Source organism: Bradyrhizobium manausense (assembly GCF_018130615.1).
Classification (GTDB): Bacteria; Pseudomonadota; Alphaproteobacteria; order Rhizobiales; family Xanthobacteraceae; genus Bradyrhizobium; species Bradyrhizobium manausense_A.
On record NZ_JAFCKB010000025.1, the window covers coordinates 34,847 to 56,870 of the forward strand.

19 protein-coding genes are annotated in these 22,024 nt (G+C 64.5%); 8 read left to right on the plus strand and 11 right to left on the minus strand.

Annotation, left to right across the window (positions count from 1 at the left end):
* Nucleotides 1–22 precede the first annotated feature (22 nt).
* Nucleotides 23–1,657, minus strand: coding sequence for an isocitrate lyase (locus tag JQ587_RS32335; RefSeq protein WP_212428038.1), 1,635 nt, complete (start codon nucleotides 1,655–1,657; stop codon nucleotides 23–25).
* 229 nt (nucleotides 1,658–1,886) lie between these two features.
* Here JQ587_RS32335 and JQ587_RS32340 point away from each other — a divergent pair, with 229 nt between their 5' ends.
* On the plus strand, nucleotides 1,887–3,332 hold the full coding sequence (locus tag JQ587_RS32340) for a helix-turn-helix domain-containing protein (protein ID WP_212428039.1): 1,446 nt from the start codon (nucleotides 1,887–1,889) through the stop codon (nucleotides 3,330–3,332).
* A 177-nt stretch (nucleotides 3,333–3,509) separates the two neighbouring features.
* Here JQ587_RS32340 and JQ587_RS32345 read toward each other — a convergent pair whose 3' ends face one another.
* On the minus strand, nucleotides 3,510–3,803 hold the full coding sequence (locus JQ587_RS32345; RefSeq protein WP_027575542.1) for an antibiotic biosynthesis monooxygenase: 294 nt from the start codon (nucleotides 3,801–3,803) through the stop codon (nucleotides 3,510–3,512).
* Nucleotides 3,804–4,030: 227 nt separating this feature from the next.
* Between JQ587_RS32345 and JQ587_RS32350 the strand changes: the two genes are divergently transcribed.
* Together JQ587_RS32350 and JQ587_RS32355 are read left to right on the plus strand one after the other, a co-directional pair.
* Nucleotides 4,031–4,840, plus strand: a complete 810-nt coding sequence (locus tag JQ587_RS32350) for a hypothetical protein (protein ID WP_212428040.1) — start codon at nucleotides 4,031–4,033, stop codon at nucleotides 4,838–4,840.
* A gap of 176 nt (nucleotides 4,841–5,016) precedes the next feature.
* Complete coding sequence (locus JQ587_RS32355) at nucleotides 5,017–5,376, plus strand: hypothetical protein (protein ID WP_212428041.1); 360 nt, start codon at nucleotides 5,017–5,019, stop codon at nucleotides 5,374–5,376.
* 164 nt (nucleotides 5,377–5,540) lie between these two features.
* On the opposite strand, the gene JQ587_RS32360 is transcribed toward JQ587_RS32355, so the two are convergent.
* Together JQ587_RS32360 and htpX are read right to left on the minus strand one after the other, a co-directional pair.
* Nucleotides 5,541–6,182, minus strand: coding sequence for a tetratricopeptide repeat protein (locus tag JQ587_RS32360; RefSeq protein ID WP_212428042.1), 642 nt, complete (start codon nucleotides 6,180–6,182; stop codon nucleotides 5,541–5,543).
* Between the two features lie 134 nt (nucleotides 6,183–6,316).
* A complete protein-coding gene (gene htpX / locus JQ587_RS32365; RefSeq protein ID WP_212428043.1) occupies nucleotides 6,317–7,270 on the minus strand; it encodes a zinc metalloprotease HtpX in 954 nt (317 codons plus the stop codon).
* Nucleotides 7,271–7,635: 365 nt separating this feature from the next.
* On the opposite strand from htpX, the gene JQ587_RS32370 reads away from it, so the two are divergent.
* The 5 genes from JQ587_RS32370 to JQ587_RS32390 all read left to right on the plus strand — a co-directional run bounded on the left by JQ587_RS32370 (nucleotide 7,636) and on the right by JQ587_RS32390 (nucleotide 14,152).
* Nucleotides 7,636–8,901 carry an HlyD family secretion protein gene (locus JQ587_RS32370; RefSeq protein WP_249154631.1) on the plus strand — a complete coding sequence of 422 codons (1,266 nt, stop codon included), beginning with the start codon at nucleotides 7,636–7,638 and terminating at the stop codon, nucleotides 8,899–8,901.
* Nucleotides 8,898–10,838 carry a glycosyltransferase gene (locus JQ587_RS32375; protein WP_212428045.1) on the plus strand — a complete coding sequence of 647 codons (1,941 nt, stop codon included), beginning with the start codon at nucleotides 8,898–8,900 and terminating at the stop codon, nucleotides 10,836–10,838. Before JQ587_RS32370 ends, JQ587_RS32375 begins: the two co-directional genes overlap by 4 nt.
* Nucleotides 10,839–10,938: 100 nt before the next feature.
* Complete coding sequence (locus tag JQ587_RS32380) at nucleotides 10,939–12,243, plus strand: lytic murein transglycosylase (protein ID WP_212428046.1); 1,305 nt, start codon at nucleotides 10,939–10,941, stop codon at nucleotides 12,241–12,243.
* Between the two features lie 124 nt (nucleotides 12,244–12,367).
* Complete coding sequence (locus JQ587_RS32385; RefSeq protein ID WP_212297502.1) at nucleotides 12,368–12,871, plus strand: DUF1993 domain-containing protein; 504 nt, start codon at nucleotides 12,368–12,370, stop codon at nucleotides 12,869–12,871.
* Between the two features lie 180 nt (nucleotides 12,872–13,051).
* Nucleotides 13,052–14,152, plus strand: a complete 1,101-nt coding sequence (locus JQ587_RS32390; RefSeq protein WP_212428047.1) for an alkene reductase — start codon at nucleotides 13,052–13,054, stop codon at nucleotides 14,150–14,152.
* An 88-nt stretch (nucleotides 14,153–14,240) separates the two neighbouring features.
* Here the strand turns inward: JQ587_RS32390 and JQ587_RS32395 are convergent, their stop codons facing one another.
* The 7 genes from JQ587_RS32395 to glpD form a co-directional block, all read right to left on the minus strand.
* A complete protein-coding gene (locus JQ587_RS32395; RefSeq protein ID WP_212297500.1) occupies nucleotides 14,241–16,037 on the minus strand; it encodes an ABC transporter substrate-binding protein in 1,797 nt (598 codons plus the stop codon).
* Nucleotides 16,038–16,113: 76 nt separating this feature from the next.
* On the minus strand, nucleotides 16,114–16,443 hold the full coding sequence (locus tag JQ587_RS32400) for a DUF2160 domain-containing protein (protein WP_212297499.1): 330 nt from the start codon (nucleotides 16,441–16,443) through the stop codon (nucleotides 16,114–16,116).
* A 67-nt stretch (nucleotides 16,444–16,510) separates the two neighbouring features.
* Nucleotides 16,511–17,317, minus strand: a complete 807-nt coding sequence (locus tag JQ587_RS32405) for a carbohydrate ABC transporter permease (RefSeq protein WP_212297498.1) — start codon at nucleotides 17,315–17,317, stop codon at nucleotides 16,511–16,513.
* The gene (locus tag JQ587_RS32410; RefSeq protein WP_212297497.1) at nucleotides 17,317–18,219 is read right to left on the minus strand and encodes a carbohydrate ABC transporter permease; all 903 of its coding nucleotides are present in this window, start codon (nucleotides 18,217–18,219) and stop codon (nucleotides 17,317–17,319) included. The genes JQ587_RS32405 and JQ587_RS32410 overlap by 1 nt, the downstream gene beginning before the upstream one ends.
* A complete protein-coding gene (locus tag JQ587_RS32415; protein WP_212428048.1) occupies nucleotides 18,219–19,304 on the minus strand; it encodes an ABC transporter ATP-binding protein in 1,086 nt (361 codons plus the stop codon). Before JQ587_RS32415 ends, JQ587_RS32410 begins: the two co-directional genes overlap by 1 nt.
* Before the next feature lie 12 nt (nucleotides 19,305–19,316).
* Nucleotides 19,317–20,393, minus strand: coding sequence for an ABC transporter ATP-binding protein (locus JQ587_RS32420; protein WP_212297495.1), 1,077 nt, complete (start codon nucleotides 20,391–20,393; stop codon nucleotides 19,317–19,319).
* Nucleotides 20,390–21,940: a glycerol-3-phosphate dehydrogenase gene (gene glpD, locus JQ587_RS32425; RefSeq protein ID WP_212297494.1), complete on the minus strand. Its 1,551-nt coding sequence runs from the start codon at nucleotides 21,938–21,940 to the stop codon at nucleotides 20,390–20,392. Before glpD ends, JQ587_RS32420 begins: the two co-directional genes overlap by 4 nt.
* Nucleotides 21,941–22,024: the final 84 nt, after the last annotated feature.

Here is a 22,024-nt window from a genome sequence, read left to right on the forward strand (position 1 = left end):
TCCTGTCGAGGTGCGTGATTCGTTAGCCGAACTGGTTCATCGTGTTGTGCGCGCCGCCCGCCTTGAGGGCCGCTTCACCCGCGAAGTATTCCTTGTGGTCGTCGCCGATGTCGGAGCCGGCCATGTTCTGGTGCTTGGCGCAGGCGATGCCCTGACGGATCTCCTGGCGCTGCACGTTCTTGACGTAGCCGAGCATGCCCTGCTCGCCGAAATACTCCTTGGCGAGGTTGTCGGTGGACAGCGCAGCCGTGTGGTAGGTCGGCAGCGTGATCAGGTGGTGGAAGATGCCGGCACGCTTGGCCGAATCCGCCTGGAAGGTGCGGATCCGCTCGTCGGCTTCAAGCGCCAGCGGCGTATCGTCATATTCCGGCTTCATCAGATCGGCGCGGTTGTACTTCGAGACGTCCTTGCCGGCTTCCTTCATCGCGTCGTAGACCTGCCAACGGAAGTTGATGGTCCAGTTGAACGAGGGCGAGTTGTTGTAGGCGAGCTTGGCGTTCGGGATGACCTCGCGAATGCGGTCGACCATCTTGGCGATCTGCTCGATATGCGGCTTCTCGGTCTCGATCCACAGGAGGTCAGCGCCGTTCTGCAGCGAGGTGATGCTGTCGAGCACGCAGCGGTCTTCGCCCGTGCCCGGACGGAACTGATAGAGGTTCGAGGGCAGCCGCTTCGGGCGCATCATCTTGCCGTTGCGGTTGATGATGACGTCGCCGTTGCGGGCGTTCTCTGCGGTGACTTCCTCGCAATCGAGGAAGCTGTTGTACTGGTCGCCGATGTCGCCCGGCTTGTGGCTGACGGCGATCTGCTGCGTCAGGCCGGCGCCGAGCGAATCGGTGCGGGTGACGATGACGCCGTCTTCAACGCCGAGCTCAAGGAAGGCGTGGCGGCAGGCGCGGATCTTCGCGATGAACACCTCGTGCGGCACGGTGACCTTGCCGTCCTGGTGACCGCACTGCTTCTCGTCGGAGACCTGGTTCTCGATCTGCAGCGCGCAGGCGCCCGCCTCGATCATCTTCTTGGCGAGCAGATAGGTCGCCTCGGCGTTGCCGAAGCCGGCGTCGATGTCGGCGATGACGGGCACGACGTGGGTCTGGAAGTTGTCGATCTTCGCGATCAACTCCTTCTCGCGGGTCGCGTCGCCTTCCTTGCGCGCCTTGTCGAGGAGACGGAAGATGTCGTTGAGCTCGCGGGAGTCCGCCTGGCGGAGGAAGGTGTAGAGCTCCTCGATCAGCGCCGGCACCGAGGTCTTCTCGTGCATCGACTGGTCGGGCAGCGGTCCGAACTGGGAGCGCAGCGCCGCGATCATCCAGCCCGAGAGGTAGAGATAGGTGCGATCGGTCTTGCCGCCGAAATGCTTCTTGACCGAGATCAGCTTCTGCTGGGCGATGAAGCCGTGCCAGCAACCCAGCGACTGGGTGTACTTGGTCGGGTCCTTGTCATAGGCGGCCATGTCGGCCCGCATCAGCGCCGCGGTGTAGCGGGCCACGTCGAGGCCGGTCTTGAAACGGTTCTGCAGGCGCATGCGTGCGACGGCCTCGGCCGACACTCCGTTCCAGGTCGGCTGTGACTTGAGGAGCGCCTGGGCCGCGTCGATCTCGCTCTGATACGAGGCCGGGCCCTGGAGGGTGCTGATGCCGCGGGGCTGGTAGTTCATCTGCCTGATCCTTTTCGCTGACGATGGCGATGGCGAGCCATCGACATTCTTGACACTGCATTGCGGAATGCGTGTCAGAGCTAAACGCGAAAACAGAAACTTCGTATAGATGGCTTGTTTCTTATTGGTGATGTCATGTAACATCAGAACATGTAACAGATGTTATTTTGTAAAAAATGTAAAAATATAGGTCAACCAAACTGTCCTTGATGCATATGGAGATCTGAAAATGGCCGCTGAGTCCGGGAAAAAGCTGTTCGTCGGCCCGCGCTTCCGGCGGATCCGGCAGCAATTGGGACTGTCGCAGACCCAGATCGCCGAGGGGCTCGGGATCTCGCCGAGCTATGTCAATCTGATCGAGCGGAACCAGCGGCCGGTGACCGCGCAGATCCTGCTGCGGCTGGCCGAGACCTACGACCTCGATCTGCGCGATCTCGCAACCGCCGACGAGGACCGTTTCTTCGCCGAGCTGAACGAGATCTTCTCCGATCCGCTGTTCCGGCAGATCGACGTTCCCAAGCAGGAGCTGCGCGACCTCGCCGAGCTCTGTCCCGGCGTCACCCATGCGCTGCAACGGCTCTATGCCGCCTACACCGAGGCCCGTCAGGGCGAGACGCTGGCGGCCGCGCAGATGGCCGACCGCGATGTCGGCACGCGCTACGAGACCAATCCGGTCGAGCGCGTGCGCGAGCTGATCGAGGCCAATCGCAATTATTTTCCGGAGCTCGAACAGGCCGCAGAAGCCCTGCGCGACGAGCTGAACGTGCCGGCCGAAGGCCTCTATGCCGCCCTCGCTGCGCGTCTGCGCGAGAAGCATTCGGTCCAGACCCGCATCATGCCGGTGGACGTGATGCGCGAGACGCTCAGACGCTTCGACCGCCACCGCCGCCAGCTGCTGATCTCCGAGCTGGTCGACCCGCCGGGCCGCGCCTTTCAGCTCGCCTTCCAGCTCGGGCTTGGCGAATGCGCGCCAGCCCTGGAGACCATCATCGGCCGCGCCGGGCCGCTTGACGATGCGCCGCGCCGGCTGTTCCGCATCACGCTCGGCAACTACTTTGCCGCTGCGGTGATGATGCCCTATCCGGCCTTCCTCGCCGCCGCCGAGGCGCTCAATTACGACATTCACGTGCTGGCGCAGCGCTTCAATTCCGGCTTCGAGCAGGTCTGCCACCGCCTCACCACGCTGCAACGGCCGAACGCTCGCGGCATTCCGTTCTTCCTCTTGCGCGTCGATAATGCCGGCAACGTCTCGAAGCGGTTTTCGTCCGGCACCTTCCCGTTCTCGAAATTCGGCGGCACCTGCCCGCTGTGGAACGTGCACTCGACTTTCGACACGCCGGATCGCCTGCTCAAGCAGGTGATCGAGCTCTCCGACGGCACGCGCTATTTCTCGATCGCGCAGATGGTGCGCCGCCCGGTCGCGCCGCATCCGCTGCCGCAGCCGCGCTTCGCCATCGGCCTCGGCTGCGAGATCCGCCACGCCGCGCGCCTGACTTATGCCGCCGGCATGGACATCGAGAAGACGGAAGGCACGCCGATCGGCGTCAACTGCCGGCTCTGCGAACGCGAAAACTGCGCCCAGCGCGCCGAGCCGCCGATCACGCGCACGCTGATCCTGGACGAGACGACGCGGCGGGTGAGCTCGTTCGCGTTCTCGAACGCGAGGGAGTTGTGAGCGGGCGCGCGTCTGCGCATCGGCGGAAGGCCCCGCTCCGCACACAACTGTCATTCCCCGCGAAGGCGGGGAATGCAGTACGCCGCAGCCCGTCGGCTCCATCACCGCTGTCACGGAGTATTGGATCGCCCGCCTTCGCGGGCGATGACAGCGGAGAATGAGGCGTGACTGACCTGCTCACGCCAGCGTATGCACGATCACCGGTCCCGCTGCCGCGCTTGCGTGGCCTGCGAGCAGCGGCCCCAGATCCTTCTCGATCCAGGCGATGGCGCGCTTGTTCGCCTCCTCGGCCTGCTCGAACTTGTCGAAGATGGAGATCGCGGTCACCGTATCGTCGCCGGCATAGACAACGTAATAGGCCCTGAAGCCGTCGACATCGCTGATGATCGGAACGGCGCCGTCCTTGATGCGGCGCGCCAGTTCTTCGGCGCTCCCGCTCTTCGCCTTGGCCTGACGGATGGCGGCATACATGGCATCCTCCCTTCCGGCTCCTGATGTAGGGCTTTGTGCCCGGTGGCATGTTACGCCGAAGCGGCCGGCCGATCTACGGCTTGGTTAACCCTGCCCTAATCCGCCTCCGCGATCTGCAACCAGGGATTAAGCACGCTTCAACATCGGCGCCTTAGTCTCGCCTCACTCACTTTTCGCAAACAAGGGCAGCCTATCCTGCCGCGTGAAGTGACATCAGGGGGTTCATCATGCGCATTGCGTTGCTGCTGACCGCGACCATTGTCGGGGCGCTGTTCGCCAATCCGTCCAACGCCGGCCCGCTCGACGCTGCGTCCGCCGAGGCGGCAAAGCTGCCGCCGGGCTTCCAGAGCTACCGCGGCTACATGTTCGACGTGTCGGAAAATTCCGATCGCAAGGACGTCGACAAGCTCACCGACAATCTGAAACAGCAGATCGACGTCGTCGAAGGCGCCGGATTCTCCCCGCGCGTGCTCCGCTTCTTCCATACCGTGCCGATCATCGCGAGCGAGCTTGCCTGCCTCGACGAGGGCGCCGCGACCGCGTGCTACGGCCGGGTCACGCCGGACATCCAGCGCAGCACGCCCCGCACGCTGACGGTGTGGGACCACGACAAGCAGCGCTGGACCAACCCGAACGCCGTCGACCTCGCGGTCGATTCCGGGCTTGGCGTGATCATGGTCCGGCCGGACATGATGCGCTACGAGAAAGAGGCCGTGCTGCTCCACGAGATGCTGCACGCCTATCACGCGCGGCTGCTGCCGGACGGCTACGCCAACAAGGGCGTGATCGGCTATTACGCTTATGCCAAGTCCAAGGACTTCTTGCCCAAGGAAGCCTACGCCCTGAAGAACCACATGGAGTTCTTTGCCGTGACCGCCAGCATCTTCCTGTCCGGCAAGAGCGAATTCCACGATCCCAAGACCCGCGAAGCGCTCAAGGAAAAGATGCCGGACTATTACAAATATCTCGTCGGCGTGTTCGGCTTCGACCCCGATCCGGCAGCCGCGTCGAGCGGACCCGTCGCCTCGCTGAAATAAGGCACACGCAGCGCTGCTGCGCCAAGCCAACGCCGAAAGCCGCGCGAAATGCGCGGCTTTTTCTGTTTTGGCAAGCGGAAGCTGCGGATGACGGCCCGGCGGGAATTGCCAAGGCAGGGGCTGATCTGCATAGTCCCGCCGCATCGATTGGGACTGTTTCGAAGAGGATAGAAGACATGGCGGACGCCGACCTGGATGTCGTGATCCGGCAACTGGCCAGACAGCTGCAGACGGGCCTGATGTCCCGCGCCAAGGAGCGGCGGGATCGCTTCAACGGCCTTGCGGTCAAGGCCAAGGGCAAGGAAACCGGCACCCGCTTCAAGATGATGGCCAAGGCCACCATGGAGCAGGCCACCGCCGCCGCAAGGCGCCTGCAGATGTCCGCCGACAACGTCGCCGACAGCTACGCCCGCGCCATGCGGCTCGCCGCCAGCACACCGATCGAGGTGAAGGCTGAGAAGCCGGTGAAGGAGAAGCCGGTGAAGGACAAGCCGGCGAAGAAGGCCAAGAAGGCCAAAGCCAAGAAAGCGAAGTAGCAGCGCTTGCGCCCTTCACCTCGCCCCGCTTGCGGGGAGAGGTCGGATTGCATCGCAGATGCAATCCGGGTGAGGGGGTACAGGTCCCACTACGACCTCACGCGCGGATCGAGCCCCTCACCCCGACCCTCTCCCCGCAAGAACGGGGCGAGGGAGAACACCTCTCACCGCCGCGGTGTTGAGACCTGGGTCGGCTCGGCGTGGGAGAGCTCGGCGAGTTTTGCGCGCGCGGCATCACGCGTCCGCCCATCCTTGCCGGGAGGCAATGCCAGCGCCGCTTCGAAATCGGCGCGGGCATCGTCGGCTTGGCCGCGGGCGAGGAAAGCGAGGCCGCGATCGAGGCGGGCCTGCGCATTCGTGGGATCGAGGCGGACCGCCGTGCTGTAGCTCAGAATCGCGCGGTCGAAATCACCCTTGGCCGCGAGCGCAAGGCCACGCTCGTGATAAGGCATGGCAGGCTTAGGATCGAGCGCGATCGCTTCGTCGTAATCGGCAATCGCAAGCTCCAGCTCGCTGTTCCGCCGGTACGCCTGCGCGCGATCGCGATAGAGCGAGGCACGGTTGGGATTAAGGTGGATGGCTTCGTTGAAATCAGCGATCGCCCGGCGGTTATCACCGTGGCGCAGCGCGATCCGTCCGCGCCCCTCATAGGCGAAGGCAATCAGGGAGCCGCGAAACGGCGAGAAGCCGATCACGGCCGAGCAGATATCGGGCTCGTCCTCGTCGCCGCAATTCACGACCGTATGCGTGGACAGGCCAATGGCCACGCCCAGGACGATCAACAATGGCACGGCAGCTCTGGTCATCTTCGACGGCGACCGGCGAGAGCCGGCCACGCATCCCCTTTCGAAGGAATACTCTCGGTCGGCTATTAGCACCGGCCGAGCTGCCCCTCTGTGCGCCAGGTCACAAAGCCGGGCAAAATCGAATAGGCTCCTTATCAGCCCCAAGGACCAGGTGCAGGACCTGAAGGACCGCGCGAGGATGAGCGGCCCCACGGGCCCTGCGGCGGATAATTCTCGTTGGCGCCGACCGACGGCGCAGCCTGCGTGCCGAGCTCGGCCGCGAGCTGGTGGAGCGCCGCGATGCGGTTCTGCGTCGAGGGATGGGTGGCGAAGAGATTGTCGACACCGTGGCCCGACAGCGGATTGATGATGAACATATGCGCGGTCGCGGGATTTCGCTCGGCCTCGGCGTTCGGCACCTGATGCGCAGCGCTCTCGATCTTCAGCAGCGCCGAGGCGAGCCACATCGGCTGACCGGCAATACGCGCGCCGAGATTGTCGGCGGCGTATTCGCGGGTGCGGCTGATCGCCATCTGCACCAGCATCGCGCCGAGCGGCGCCAGGATCATCATCAGGATCGAGCCGACGATGCCGGGACCGTTATTGTCGCGGTTGCCGCCGAAGAACATGCCGAACTGCGCCAGCATGGAGATGGCGCCCGCGATGGTCGCGGTAACGGTCATGAGCAGCGTGTCGTGATTCTTGATGTGCGCGAACTCGTGCGCGATCACGCCGGCGAGCTCCTCGCGGCTGAGCTGACGCATCAAACCGGTGGTGACGGCGACGGCGGCGTTCTCGGGATTGCGGCCCGTCGCGAACGCGTTCGGCTGCGGCTCGTCCATCAGGAACACGCGCGGCATCGGCAGATCCGCGCGGCCCGCAAGCTCGGCAACGAGCCCGACCAGCTCCGGCGCGCTTTGACGGTCGACCTCATGGGCGCCGTACATCGAGAGCACCGCGCGATCGGAGTTCCAGTAAGTGAAGAGGTTGGTCGCGGCCGCAATGACGAGCGCGATCATGGCGCCGCTTGCTCCGCCGATCAGATAGCCCACGCCCATGAACAGGGCGGTGAGGCCTGCGAGAAGCATTGCGGTACGCAGATAATTCATGACCGTCTCCTGGGCGACCGCTGGCGAACCTCTGGCCGGCGCACCTGAAAGTATGAAGGCAGCGGGCGGCTGCAAGCCTCGTGCGTCGCCGGGCCGCAGAAGCACCGTTTACCGCCAGCCTTTCGCTGGTCATTAAATCTCGATTGGAATTTGCGCAAAAGCGCGCATGGGCGCTTAGCAACCTGGAAAGTGCAGTTTCGGCTTAATGCGCGGTAGCCGGGCACGCTGCGCGGCCCTTGCGCATTGACCGGTTCCGTTGGCCTTCCGTCCGCAAGGTGACTGCCATGGTAGACCGCTCGCGCGCCGCATCCGTCGACCCCGGATCCGCTCCCTCATCTCAAGACACGAAGACAGACGCGAAAGGCTTGCAGGAGGCGCTGCATGAGCAGCTGTTCGCCAATGACGACTCCGGCCATGCGCCCGATGCGCAGACCTCGCCGGAATCGACGCACCGCTGGCCGCATCTGCGGCGCGGCGCCAAGATCGCCATCGGACTGGGCATCATTGCCGTGTTCGGCTGGCTGCCGCTGCGCGCGATCTGGGAATATTCGAGCGTCGAGGCGGTGCTGAATTCCCGCCTCGTCACCCTGCGCACGCCGATCGGAGGACGCGTGTCGGCGGCCCAGCACGTCACCGACCAGGCGAGGCTGGACGCCGGAACCGTGCTCCTGCGCGTCGTCAATTCGCGCGGCGATCGCACCCGGCTCGACGATTTGCGCCGGCAGAAATCACGCCTGGAGAACGAGCGGCCGAGCCTCGCTGCCAAGCTTGCCTCGGCCCAATCGGCGCAAAAGGATCTGGCGCGGCAGGCCTCGCAATTCCGCGATGGGCGCGTGCTCCAGCTCGAAGCCCGCATCGCCGAGATCCAGACCTCGATCGAGGCGGCGGCCGCGCGGCGGGATGAGGCCAGCGCCGCGGTCGACCGCGCGTCATCGCTGGCGAAATCCGGCAATGTCTCGACTGTCGAGCTGGCGCGGCTGACGCGCGAGCTGTCGGTGTCGCAGCAGACCGAGCTCGGTGCGCGCAAGCGGCTGGACGCCGCAAAGGTCGAGCTTGCCGCCGCCCAGAACGGCTCGTTCCTCGGCGACAGCTATAACGACCGGCCAAGCTCCGTGCAGCGCGAGGAGGAGATGCGCCAACGTGCCAGCGACCTGGAGGCCGACCTTGCGCGCACCGACACCGAGATCACTTGGCTCGCCAACGAGATCATCGTCGAGGAGGTCCGCTTCGCCGATCTCTCCGCGGCCAACATCACGACACCCGTCGCTGGCCGCGTCTGGGAGATGATGACCTCGCCCGGTGAAGACGTGCAGGCCGGACAGCCCCTGCTCAAGGTGCTCGATTGCAGCGGCGCCGTCATCACCGCCAATGTCACCGAGAGCGTCTACAACCGCCTGCAACTCGGCGATCGCGCCACCTTCGAGCCGAACGATGACGGCGCGCCGATCTCGGGAACCGTGGTCAATCTGACCGGCGCCGCCGGCGCCCCCGCCAACCTTGCCATCAATCCGGATGCGCTGAGCAAGGAGCCCTATCGCGTGACCGTGGCGCCGCGCGACGCCGCCTCGCACGACTGCGCGGTGGGGCGCACCGGCCGCGTCGTGTTCGCCCGGCGTGAGAGCGCCTCGTGATCGCGGCATTGACGCCCGGCCTGCTGACGCTCGGCGCCTTCATGGCGATCGGTCCGCTGCTCCAGCTCGATAGCACGAAAGCGCGCGCGTTCCTTGCAATCGTGTCGCTGGCCTTGCTGCTCCGCTATCTCCACTGGCGTATCACGGCGACGCTGCCGCCGCCGCACCTGACGGCGGATGCCGTGATCGGCTATCCCTTCATGCTGCTGGAGGCGGCCTCGCTGGTCGCCGTCACCCTCTCGCTCCTGTTCCTGAGCCGGACGATCGACCGTTCCAAGGCGGCCAGGATCGACGGCCGCGCCACCGATCCGCAGGCGCCGCTGATCGACGTCTTCATCTGCACCTACAATGAGGAGCGATCGATCCTCGAGCGCACCATCATCGGCGCGACCGGCATGGAGTACGGCAACTACCGCGTCTGGGTGCTCGACGACGGCCGCCGGCCGTGGCTGCGACGTCTGTCGGGCGAGCTCAACTGTCAGTATCTCACGCGACCCGACAACCGTCACGCCAAGGCCGGCAACATCAACCATGCACTCAGGCATGTCGGCGCGTTGCCGGAGCGGCCGGATTTCGTCGCCATTCTCGATGCGGACTTCGTGCCGCGGCCCGATTTTCTCGCGCGCACAATCTCGCTGATGGACGATGCCTCGGTCGGCGTGGTGCAGACGCCACAGCACTTCATCAATCCCGATCCGATCCAGACCAACCTCGCCGCGACCGACGTCTGGCCCGACGAGCAGCGCTTCTTCTTCGACATCCTGATGCCGGCGAAGGACGCCTGGGGTGTCGCTTTCTGCTGCGGCACGTCGTCCCTCATCCGCTATGCCGGGCTGGTGCAGATCGGCGGCTTTCCGACCGACTCGGTCACGGAAGATTATCTCGTCACGCTGCGCCTGAAGGAAATCGGCCTCACCACGATCTATCTCAACGAGCGCCTGACCATCGGCCTCGCGCCGGAGGGGCTGAAGGAATACATCACCCAGCGCGCCCGCTGGTGCCTCGGCTTCATGCAGATCATCCGCGGCCGCAGCGGGCCGCTGTCGCAAACCTCAAAACTCGCCTTCATCGACCGGCTCTCGCTGGTCGATGCCTTCATGAGCTGGGCCGCGGTCTATACGTCGAAGGTGGCCGGCCTCGTCGTGCCCTGGCTGTTCCTGCTGTTCGGCATCAAGGCCGTGCAGGCCGACCTCAGCGAGCTCTTGCGCTTCTTCCTGCCGTTCTATGTCTGGCACGGGCTCACCATGGCCTGGCTGTCGCGCGGCCGGTCGCTCGCCTTGATGACGGATGTCTCGCAGCTCATCGCAGCGCCCGCCGTGCTCAAGGCGGTGGCGGCCGGCCTGTTGAAGCCGAAGGGGCACAAATTCAAGGTCACGGCGAAAGGCGGCGACCGCGACAGGCGATTTGTCGAATGGCCGCTGCTGCGGCTCTATGGCAGCGCTCTCGCGATCACGCTGGCGGCCATCGCCTATGCCTTCATCCTGCATCTGCGCGGCGAGAACATCGCCTATGGGGGACTGGCACTCGGCTGGAGCCTCTACAACGCGGTCATCCTCGCGGTGGTCTGCTTCGTCTGCATCGAGCAGCCGCGCAAGCGCAAGGCGGAACGCTTCGATCGCAACGAGGCTGTTCTGCTGCGCCAGGACGGCAGGTCGCACCTGGCACGGCTCGCCGACATCTCGATTACCGGCGCGCGGCTGATCGATCCCGATCCGCCGCTCCCCGGCAGCACCGTCGAATGCCGCATCTACGGCCGATCGATCGCGGCGATCGTGGTCCGACACACCACGGACGGATTCGCGGTGCGTTTCGAAGATGGCATGGATACGCGCGTGCATGCGATCCGGGCGTTCTATGCCGGCGAATATGTGCGCGCCTATCGGGGCGTCCGGGCGCTCCCGGTGGGGAAGGCGCTGCTGATGCGGCTGTTTGGCTAACTCGCATACGCGCCTGCGCGGCATGGAAAGGATGGCCTGAGGCCGTCACTTCACCTAAACTTCGGCCGAATCCACGCATGCCCTCCCCGCCGGAACCCCTATGCTCCAGACCCGATTCGCGATCGCGGCCGTCGCGCTCCTCGCCTGTACCGCCTCCGCTGCCGCCCAGCTTGCGCCGCCGCCCGCAAGGCCGGCAGCGCCGAAAGCCGTGGCCGCCCCTTCGCCGCGCGCCGCATCGTGCCACAACGGCGCGAGCTTTGATCGTTTCCTGGCGGAGCTGAAACAGCAGGCGGTTGCGGAAGGCGTCTCGCAGCGCACGATCGCGGAAGCCTCGCCCTACCTCGTCTACGACCAGGGCATCGTCAACCGCGACCGCGGCCAGCGGGTGTTCGGCCAGCTCTTCACCGAATTCGCGGGACGCATGGCGGCGCCCTATCGCATGCAGAACGGCCAGCAGCACATCAAGCAGCACGCCGCGGCGTTTGCGCGGGCCGAGAAGGAATACGGCGTACCGCCGGCGGTGATCGCGGCGTTCTGGGGACTCGAGAGCGACTTTGGCGTCAACATGGGCAATCTGCCGACGCTAAAATCGCTGGTCTCGCTCGCCTATGACTGCCGCCGCTCGGAAATGTTCGTGAACGAGACCATCGCCGCGCTGAAGGTGATCGACCGCGGCGATCTCAGCCCTGATGAGATGATCGGCTCCTGGGCCGGCGAGCTCGGCCAGACACAATTCCTGCCGACGCATTACGTCAACTACGCCGTCGACTATGACGGCGACGGGCGGCGCGACCTCTTGCGCAGCGAGGACGACGTGATCGGCTCGACCGCGAACTACATCGCCAACGGCTTGAAGTGGCGGCGCGGCGAGCCGTGGCTGGAAGAGATCAAGGTGCCGCAGAACCTGCCATGGGATCAGACCGATCTCAGCGTGCAGCTGCCGCGCTCGAAATGGGCGCAGTTCGGCGTCACCTATGCCGATGGCCGCCCGCTGCCGAACGACAATCTCCCGGCATCCGTGCTGCTGCCGATGGGACGCTTTGGGCCGGCCTTCATGGCCTACGCCAATTTCGCGGCCTACACGGAATGGAACAACTCGCTGATCTATTCGACCACCGCGGGCTATCTCGCCTCCCGGATCGCGGGCGCAGCGCCGATGCGCAGGCCTGCCGGACAGATCGCGCAACTGCCGTTCAACGAGCTCAAGCAATTGCAGCAGCTTCTGGTCCAGGCCGGCTTCAATGTCGGCAAGGTCGATGGCGTGCTGGGCCAGCAGAGCCGCGCGGCCGTGAAGGCGATGCAGATCAAATACGGCCTGCCGGCGGATTCCTGGCCAACCGCGGAGCTTCTGGCCCGGATGCGCGGCGGGACGGCGCAGGCGCAGCCAGCGAGCGCTGTCCGCTAACGCCTCCACCAATAGAATTTTCGCACCGCACAAGCCACTTTGGCGATTGTATTATTCCATGAGGCTCCCATGTGAGTGGCTCAGGTTTTCTCCTGAGATTTCCCACCATTGAAGCGAGCATCACATGTCCTTCTACGACGCCGTCGTCCCCGCGTACTTGCAAATGCTGAACAGCCTGACGGGCCTGCTCACGAAAGCCGAGGCGCATTGCGCGGCCAAAAAGGTCGACCCGAGCGTGATGCTCGGCTCCCGCCTCTTCCCGGACATGCTGCCGCTGTCGAAGCAGATCCAGCTCGCCAGCGATTTCGCCGCCAAGGGCTGCGCCAGGCTGACCCATAGCGAGTTGCCCTCGATGCCCGACACCGAAAAGACGTTTGAGGAGCTGAAGCAGCGGCTCGCCAGGACGATCGACTACGTCAAATCATACAAGCCGGAGCAGTTCGAGGGCGCCGACACCAAGGACGTGACCTTCCCGGCGGGCCCGGACCGGACCATGACGCTCAAGGGCCAGCAGTTCTTCAGCGCCGTCTCGCTGCCGAACTTCTATTTCCACGCCACGACCGCTCACGGGATCATGCGCCACAACGGCGTCGAGATCGGCAAGCGCGATTTCCTCGGCGCGAACTGATTTGCGCAATCGCACGGCCACGACAGCGAAATTGCGCTGTCGTGGCGAGAAATGCGCATGAATCATGCTGCGCGGGGCCTGCCGCGCAGCTCCGCTGCACTTTCCGTATGGCTCATCCCTTGCGCCTGATGTCGCAATGCACAAGTGTTCGGGATCTCTCACCGCCTGGAAGCATTTCCCATGAGCCGTCCGACCAAATTGTTTGAGACCTACAAGCTCGGCCCGATCACGCTGGCCAATCGCCTCGTGATGGCGCCGCTGACGCGCAACCGCGCCGCGCCCGGCAGCTTCGTCCCCTCGCCGCTCGCCGCGGACTATTACGCTCAGCGCGCTTCAGCCGGCCTGCTGATCACCGAAGCGAGCCAGGTCTCGCAGCAGGGCCAAGGCTACCAGGACACACCCGGCATCTACTCGAAGGAACAGGTCGCCGGCTGGCGCAAGGTCACCGACAAGGTGCATGAGCGCGGCGGCAAGATCTTCATCCAACTCTGGCATGTCGGCCGCATCTCGCATGTCGACCTCCAGGCGGGTGGTGCAGCCCCAGTGGCGCCAAGCGCGATCCGCGCCAAGGGCAAGACCTTCGTCAACGGCGGCTTCGCCGACGTCTCCGAGCCGCGTGCGCTCGAGCTCTCCGAAATTCCCGGGATCATCGACGACTTCAAGCGCGCGACGAAGAACGCGCTGGAAGCCGGTTTCGACGGCGTCGAGATCCACGGTGCCAACGGCTATCTGCTCGACCAGTTCGCCAAGGACGGCGCCAACAAGCGCACTGATGCCTATGGCGGCGGAATCGAGAACCGCGCAAAGCTGATGCTGGAAGTCTCCAAGGCCGTCGTGGCCGAAGCCGGCGCCGAGCGCACCGGCATCCGCATCTCGCCGGTGACGCCCGCCAACGACATCGCGGATTCCAATCCGCAGGCGCTGTTCGATCACATCACCGACGGCCTCAACGCCTTGAAGCTCGTCTATCTCCACGTCGTCGAAGGCGCCACCGGCGGCCCGCGCGACTTCGCGCCGTTCGACTATGCGAGCCTGCGCAAGCGCTTCTCCGGCGCCTACATCGCCAACAACGGCTACGATTTCGACCTCGCGACCAAGGTGCTGGATGCAAACGCGGCCGATCTGATCGCCTTCGGCAAGCCGTTCATCTCCAACCCCGACCTCGTCGAGCGGCTGAAGAAGGGCGCGGCCCTGAACGATTGGGACAAGAACACGTTCTACGGCGGCGGCGCCAAGGGCTACACGGATTACCCGACGCTGGCGGCCGAGCCGGCGGAGTAAGCTTCTTCTCCCTCTCCCCGCAAGCGGGGAGAGGCGAAGAAAAAAAGGCCGGGATTGCTCCCGGCCTTTCGTCGTTATGAGGCGTCGCTTACTGCAGCGAGGCGCGCTTGGGCGGGGTGGCCGGCCACGACTTGATCAGCGTGTCGTAGTCGATCGTTTCGCCCTTCGGCTTCTCGTTGGCGAGCTTGCGCTGCGGCGCGATGGTGCCGTCCTTCTGGGCCTTGGCGAACCAGAATTCAGCCGACTCCTTCTTGTGCAGCTTCGGACCGCAGGCGCCCTGCACGCCCGACTTCTCGATACGCTCCATGACGGAGTCTTGCGCGGCGGCAAGAGCATCCATCGCGGCTTGCGGCGTCTTCGCACCGGACGACGCGTCGCCGATGTTCTGCCACCAGAGCTGAGCAAGCTTCGGATAGTCAGGCACGTTGTTGCCGGTCGGGGTCCACTGCACGCGCGCGGGCGAGCGGTAGAACTCGATCAGGCCGCCGAGCTTCGGCGCACGCTCGGTGAACGATTTGTCCCAGATGTCGGATTCACGAATGAAGGTGAGACCGACATGGCTCTTCTTCAGCGACACCGTCTTGGAGACGATGAACTGGAGATACAGCCAGGCTGCCTTGCGGCGATCCGCCGGGGTCGACTTCAGAAGCGTGAGCGAACCCGCGTCCTGGTAGCCGAGCTTCATGCCTTCCTTCCAGTACGAACCGTGCGGCGACGGAGCCATACGCCATTTCGGCGTACCGTCCGCGTTCATCACGGCGATGCCCGGCTTCACCATGTCGGCGGTGAAGGCGGTGTACCAGAACATCTGCTGGGCGATGTTGCCCTGCGCCGGAACCGGACCCGACTCAGAGAACGTCATGCCCTGCGCCTGCGGCGGAGCGTACTTCTTCATCCACTCCAGGTACTTGGTGATCGAGTAGACGGCAGCCGGACCGTTGGTGTCGCCACCACGCTCGATCGACGAACCGACCGGGCGGCAGCCTTCCATGCGGATGCCCCACTCGTCGACCGGTAGACCGTTCGGAATGCCCTTGTCGCCGTTACCCGCCATCGAGAGCCAGGCGTCGGTGAAACGCCAGCCGAGCGACGGGTCCTTCTTGCCATAGTCCATATGGCCGTAGACCTTGACGCCGTTGATCTCCTTGATGTCGTTGGTGAAGAACTCGGCGATGTCTTCATACGCCGACCAGTTCACGGGCACGCCGAGATCGTAGCCATACTTGGCCTTGAACTTGGCCTTGTAGTCGGGGTTGGTGAACCAGTCGTAGCGGAACCAATAGAGGTTCGCGAACTGCTGGTCGGGCAGCTGATAGAGCTTGCCGTCCGGCGCGGTACCGAACGACTTGCCGATGAAGTCGTTGACGTCGAGCATGGGATCGGTGACGTCCTTGCCCTCGCCGGTCATGTAGTCCGACAGCGCGATGGTCTGGCCGTAGCGGAAGTGTGTGCCGATCAGGTCGGAGTCATTGATCCAGCCGTCATAGACGTTCTTGCCCGACTGCATCTGGGTCTGAAGCTTCTCGACGACGTCACCTTCCTGGATGATGTCGTGCTTGAGCTTGATGCCGGTCAGCTCGGAGAACGCCTTGGCGAGCGTCTGCGACTCGTATTCGTGGGTCGCGATGGTCTCGGAGACGACGTTGATCTCCATGCCCTTGAAAGGCTCAGCTGCCTTCGCGAACCACTCCAGTTCCTTCTTCTGGTCGTCCTTCGAAATCGTCGAAGGCTGGAATTCCGCAATCCACTTCTGGATGGCGGCATCGTCGGCGGCGCGAACCGGCGCCGAGGCAGCGAACGCGGTGGCGAGAATGGCCGCGGCGCTCGATACGGTCAGAAAGCTAATCTTGGTCAATGGACCTTTCCTTCTCCTAAACTGTCGCATGTTGTTCCTCCGTTGCAGCGACAAACTTTTATACAGGCCCGGGTTGCCCCCGGATCTGGCCGTCCCTTCGCGAGCTTCAGACCGTGCGAAAAATGAGCACGGCCGTCACCAGCGAAATTCCACTTGCGAGCCACAGGCTCGAAATCTCGATCCCCTCCTCACCGATTGGCAGCGAGGTGATCGGGTCGGTGCCGACCAAGCCGATCCACACCAGGTGAATGACGGCAGCCGCGATCAGCGAGATGAACAGGCGATCGCCGCGCGTAGTCGGAATGCTGAGCACACCGACGCGTTCGGCTTCGGGATAGACGGACGCGAGCCACGTCATCACGAGAAGCGTGCAGGCGAGCGCGGCGAAGAAGATCGCCGTCGGCAGCGTCCAGGCCATCCATGCGATGGATTCCATATGCTCTTACTCCTTTCGCATGATCTGGTCCGAAAACCGGTTTCCACTTTTCGGGATCATGCGAGCCTCAGACCCGGCCGAGCGCGAAGCCGCGCGCGATGTAGTTGCGGACGAACCAGATCACCAGCGCGCCCGGAATGATGGTGAGCACGCCGGCCGCTGCCAGTAGGCCCCAATCCATGCCGGCCGCCGACACCGTGCGCGTCATGATCGCCGCGATCGGCTTGGTCTGCACCGAGGTCAGCGTCCGCGCCAGCAGCAGCTCGACCCAGGAGAACATGAAGCAGAAGAAGGCGGCCACGCCGATGCCGCTCGCGATCAGCGGCACCAAGATCCGGACGAAGAAGCGCGGGAAGGAATAGCCGTCGAGGAAGGCGGTCTCGTCGATCTCGCGCGGCACGCCGGAGACGAAGCCCTCGAGGATCCACACCGCCAGCGGCACGTTGAAGATGCAGTGCGCGAGCGCGACCGCCCACGGCGTATCGAACAGGCCGATCGCCGAATAGAGGTTGAAGAACGGCAGCGCATAGACCGCCGCCGGCGCCATGCGGTTCGACAGCAGCCAGAAGAACAGGTGCTTGTCGCCGAGGAAGCGGTAGCGCGAGAACGCGTAGGCCGCGGGCAACGCCACCGAGATCGAGATGATGGTGTTGAGGATGACGTATTCGAGCGAGTTGATGTAGCCGGAGTACCAGCTCTCGTCGGTGAAGATGCGCTTGTAGTGCTGCAGCGTCGGCGCATGCGGCCACAAGGTCATCGTCGAGACGATCTCGGCGTTGGTCTTGAAGCTCATGTTGACGAGCCAGTAGATCGGCAACAGCAGGAAGATCAGGAACAGCCCCATGATGAGGCGGCGGCCGGGGATCGAATGCATCACGCGGCTCCTTCCTGGGGTTTCCGATCGCTGCCGGCATTGGTCATGACGGTGTAGAAGATCCAGCAGACGATCAGGATGATCAGATTGTAGACCAGCGAGAGCGCGGCGGCCTTGCCGAGATCGAACTGGCCGAGCGCGATCTTGACGAGCTCGATCGACACGAAGGTGGTCGAATTGCCGGGCCCGCCGCCGGTGACGACGAACGGCTCGGTGTAGATCATGAAGCTGTCCATGAAGCGCAGCAGCACGGCGATCAGGAGCACGCGGTTCATCTTCGGAAGCTGGATCGCCTTGAACACGGCCCAGCGCGAGGCGCCGTCGATCTGGGCAGCCTGATAATAGGCCTCGGGGATCGACTTCAGCCCGGCGTAGCAAAGCAGCGCAACCAGGCTGGTCCAGTGCCAGACGTCCATCACGATGACCGTGACCCAGGCGTCGACGTCGTTGGAGACGTAGTTATAGTCGATGCCGACGGCATTCAGAACGTAGCCGAGCAGGCCGATGTCGGGACGGCCGAAGATCTGCCAGATCGTGCCGACCACGTTCCACGGAATCAACAGCGGCAGCGCGAGGATCACGAGGCAGGCTGCGACCGTCCAGCCCTGCCGCGGCATCGACAGCGCGACGACGATGCCGAGCGGCACCTCGATCGCGAGGATCACCAGCGAGAAGAACAGATTGCGGCCGAGCGAGGCCAGGAAGCGGCCGCCGAGATCGGTCGAGGGGTCGAGCAATTCCTTGAACCAGCCGACGCCGTTCCAGAAGAACTGGTTGTTGCCGAAGGTATCCTGCATCGAATAGTTCACCACCGTCATCAGCGGCAGCACGGCCGAGAAGGCGACGACCAGGAACACCGGCAGCACCAGGAACCAGGCTTTTTGGTTGATGGTCTTGTCCATCAGGCGGCTCCTTCCACCAGAAGGCTGTCGGCGTAGACGTGGATGTGCGCCGGATCGAATTTCAGCCCGGCGTTACCGTCCGGGCTGGTGAAGCCCGCAGGTGCCCGCGCCGCGAGCTTGGCGTCACCGAGACGCGCTCGCGCAAAGCGGATGCGGCCGAGATCGTCGATGCGCTCGATCCTGGCGGTGAGCAGGCCGGGTGTGGGCGCGACGGCCTCGACGAATTCCGGGCGCACGCCGATTTCGATCTTGGCGCCAGCCGGCAGATTGTCGTAAGCGCGGTTGAGCGCGATGACGTGGCCGCCGATCCGCGCTTCGCGCCCCTTCACCTCGGCCGGCAGGATGTTCATGCCGGGCGAGCCGATGAAGTAGCCTACAAAAGTGTGAGCGGGCTTGTCGAACAGCTCGGCCGGCGTGCCGCTCTGCACCACGCGGCCGTCATGCATGACGACGACGGTGTCGGCGAAGGTCAGCGCCTCGGTCTGGTCGTGGGTGACGTAGATCATCGTGAGGTCGAGCTCGCGATGCAGCGCCTTCAGCTTGGAGCGGAGCTGCCATTTCAGCTCAGGATCGATCACCGTCAGCGGCTCGTCGAACAACACGGCGGCGACATCGGAACGGACGAGGCCGCGGCCGAGCGATATCTTCTGCTTGGCGTCGGCGGTCAGCCGCGTCGCCTTGCGGTTCAGATAAGGCTCGAGATCAAGCAGCCGGCCGATCTCGGCGACGCGCTTGTCGATCTCGGCCTTCGGTACGCCGCGGTTCTTCAGCGGAAACGCCAGGTTCTGCCCCACCGTCATGGTGTCGTAGATCACCGGAAACTGGAACACCTGGGCGATGTTGCGCTTCTGGGTTGACAGCAGTGTGATGTCCTGTTCGTCGAACAGGATTTTCCCCCGCGACGGCGTGATGATGCCGGAGATGACGTTGAGCAGCGTGGTCTTGCCGCAGCCGGACGGCCCTAGCAGCGCGTAGGCGCCGCCCTGCCGCCAGGTCATGGTGACCGGCTTCAGCGCAAAGGTCTCCTGCGGCGCATCGTTGCCGCCGTAGGAATGGGCGAGATCGACGAGGTCAATGCGGGCCATGTCGCATCCCTCCTACGATCCAGGCGCAGCGACCAGGCGGTCGGCCGCGTCGAAGACAAAGACATCGTTGGGATCGAGCACGGCATCGATGGTCTGGCCGGGCTCGAACTCGTGCACGCCGTGCAGCACCGCAACCCAGTTCGATCCGTCGCGGGTCAAATGCACGAAACTCTCCGAACCGGTGATCTCGGTCACCGTCACCGTGGCATGGAAGGCGTGGCGATCAGCCTCGCCATTGGCAAGTCCAAGTTGATGAGCGCGGAAACCGACGCGATAGGCGCCGTCGGCCAGCGACGAATAGAGGCCCGAGGCCGGCGACGCCGTGCCGCCGGCGTAAGCAACTCGCCCGTTCTTCTTCTCGATGCCGACGAGGTTGAGCGGCGGATCGGAGAACACCTGGGCGACGCGCAGCGTCTGCGGCCGGCGATAGACATTGGAGGTCTCGCCGATCTGCAGCGCCTGGCCTTCCCACATGCAAACCGTGTTGCCGCCAAGCAGCAGCGCCTCGGTCGGCTCGGTGGTTGCATAGACGAAGATCGCGCCGGAAGCCTCGAAGATGCGCGGCAGCTCGGCGCGCAGTTCCTCGCGCAGCTTGTAGTCGAGGTTGGCGAGCGGCTCGTCGAGCAGCACGAGATCGGCGTCCTTGACCAGTGCGCGCGCGATCGCGGCGCGCTGCTGCTGGCCGCCGGAGAGCTGGAGCGGCGTGCGCTTCAGGAACGGCTCGAGCCGCAGCAGCTTGGCGGCTTCCGCCACCCGCGTCTCGATCTCCTCGCGCGGCTTGCCTTGCACGCGCAGGGGCGATGCGATGTTCTCGTACACCGTGAGCGAGGGGTAATTGATGAACTGCTGATAGACCATCGCGACCGAACGCTGGCGCACGTCGGCGCCGGTGACGTCCTTGCCGTTGACGAGCACCTTGCCCGTGGTCGGCTTGTCGAGGCCGGCAAGCAGCCGCATGATCGAGGTCTTGCCGGACAGCGTCGGCCCCAGCAGCACGTTCAGCGTGCCGCTCTCGAGCGTCAGCGAGACGTCGCGGATGTGCTGGACCCCATCGACGGTCCGGGTCACATGATCGAGTGTCACGCTCATGAGCGTCCTCCTGCTTCCAGCAGCGGACTTTGCGACATGGCGTGGGTCCTGATCCAGTCGTCCAGGGCGGCAATTTCGTCGGCGGATAGCCGCAGACCGAGCTTGGAGCGGCGCCAGACAATATCCTCGGCGGTCACCGCCCATTCATTGGTCATCAGGTAGCGAACCTCGCGTTCGGTCAGTGTTGCGCCAAAGGCCTGGCCGAGATCGGCCGCCGACTTGGCGTCGCCGAGCAATTTGATGGCGCGGGTGCCATAGGCGCGCGCGAGGCGTCGCGCATGCTCATGGCTCAGGAAGGGATAGCCGCGCTGGAGCTCGGCGATCAGGCCGTCGACGGCCGACACGTCCATGTCGCCACCGGGCAGCGGCCATTTGCCGGTCCAGCCTTCGCGCGCTTTCGCACTGCGAAGGTAGGGCGCGAGCCGCTCCAGCGCCTCTTCGGCGAGGCGGCGATAGGTCGTGATCTTGCCGCCATAGATCGAGAGCAGAGGCACGCCGCCCGGCGTGTCGAGCTCGAACACATAATCGCGGGTCGCAGCCTTGGCCTCGCTGGCGCCGTCGTCATAGAGCGGCCGCACGCCGGAATAGGTCCAGACCACGTCCTCCGGCGTCACCGGCTTGGCGAGATATTCGCTTGCGGCTGCGCAGAGATATTGGATCTCCTCCGCCGTCGCCTTCACCTTGGCGGGATCGCCGTCATAGTCGCGGTCGGTGGTGCCGATCAGGGTGAAGTCGTCCTGATAGGGGATGACGAAGATGATGCGGCCGTCGGCGTTCTGGAACATGTAGGCGCGATCGTGGTCGTAGAGCTTCTTGACCACGATGTGCGAGCCTTGCACCAGGCGCACTTTCGCTTTCGCGTTGACGCCGGCACCGCGCCCGAGCACGTCCTCGACCCAGGGACCGCCGGCATTGACCAGCGCGCGGGCCTGGATCTGCGAGCGCGCGCCGGTCAGCGTGTCGACCATGCCGACGGTCCAGACGCCGTCGGACTGCTTGATATCCGTCGCGCGGGTGCGGGTGCGGATCTCGGCGCCCTTGTCCGCGGCATCGCGCGCATTGAGCACGACCAGGCGGGCGTCATCGACGAAGCAGTCGGAATATTCGAATGCGCGGGCGTAGCGATTCGGGATCAGCGGCCGGCCGACCTCGTCGCGCCGGAGATCAAGGGAACGCGTCGCCGGCAACAAGTGACGGCCGCCGATGTGATCGTAAAGGAACAGGCCGAGGCGCAGCAGCCAGGCCGGGCGCAGGCCCGCGTGATGCGGCAAGACGAAACGCAGGGGACGGATGATGTGGGGCGCGATGCCCCAGAGAATCTCGCGCTCGATCAGCGCTTCGCGGACCAGCCGGAACTCGTAATATTCGAGATAGCGCAGGCCGCCGTGCACCAGCTTGGTCGACCAGGACGACGTCCCGCTCGCCAGATCGTTCATTTCGCACAGGAAAACAGTGTTGCCGCGGCCCACCGCGTCACGCGCGATGCCGCAACCGTTAACACCGCCTCCAATGATGGCGAGGTCGAAAATACGCTCCAACAGACGCATCCCCCGTGCGACCGCTCGTTCAATCGAGCGGCTACTTTCGTTTTTGATTAGATCACACCGAAAAACGAAAGCAAGACGAAAGAG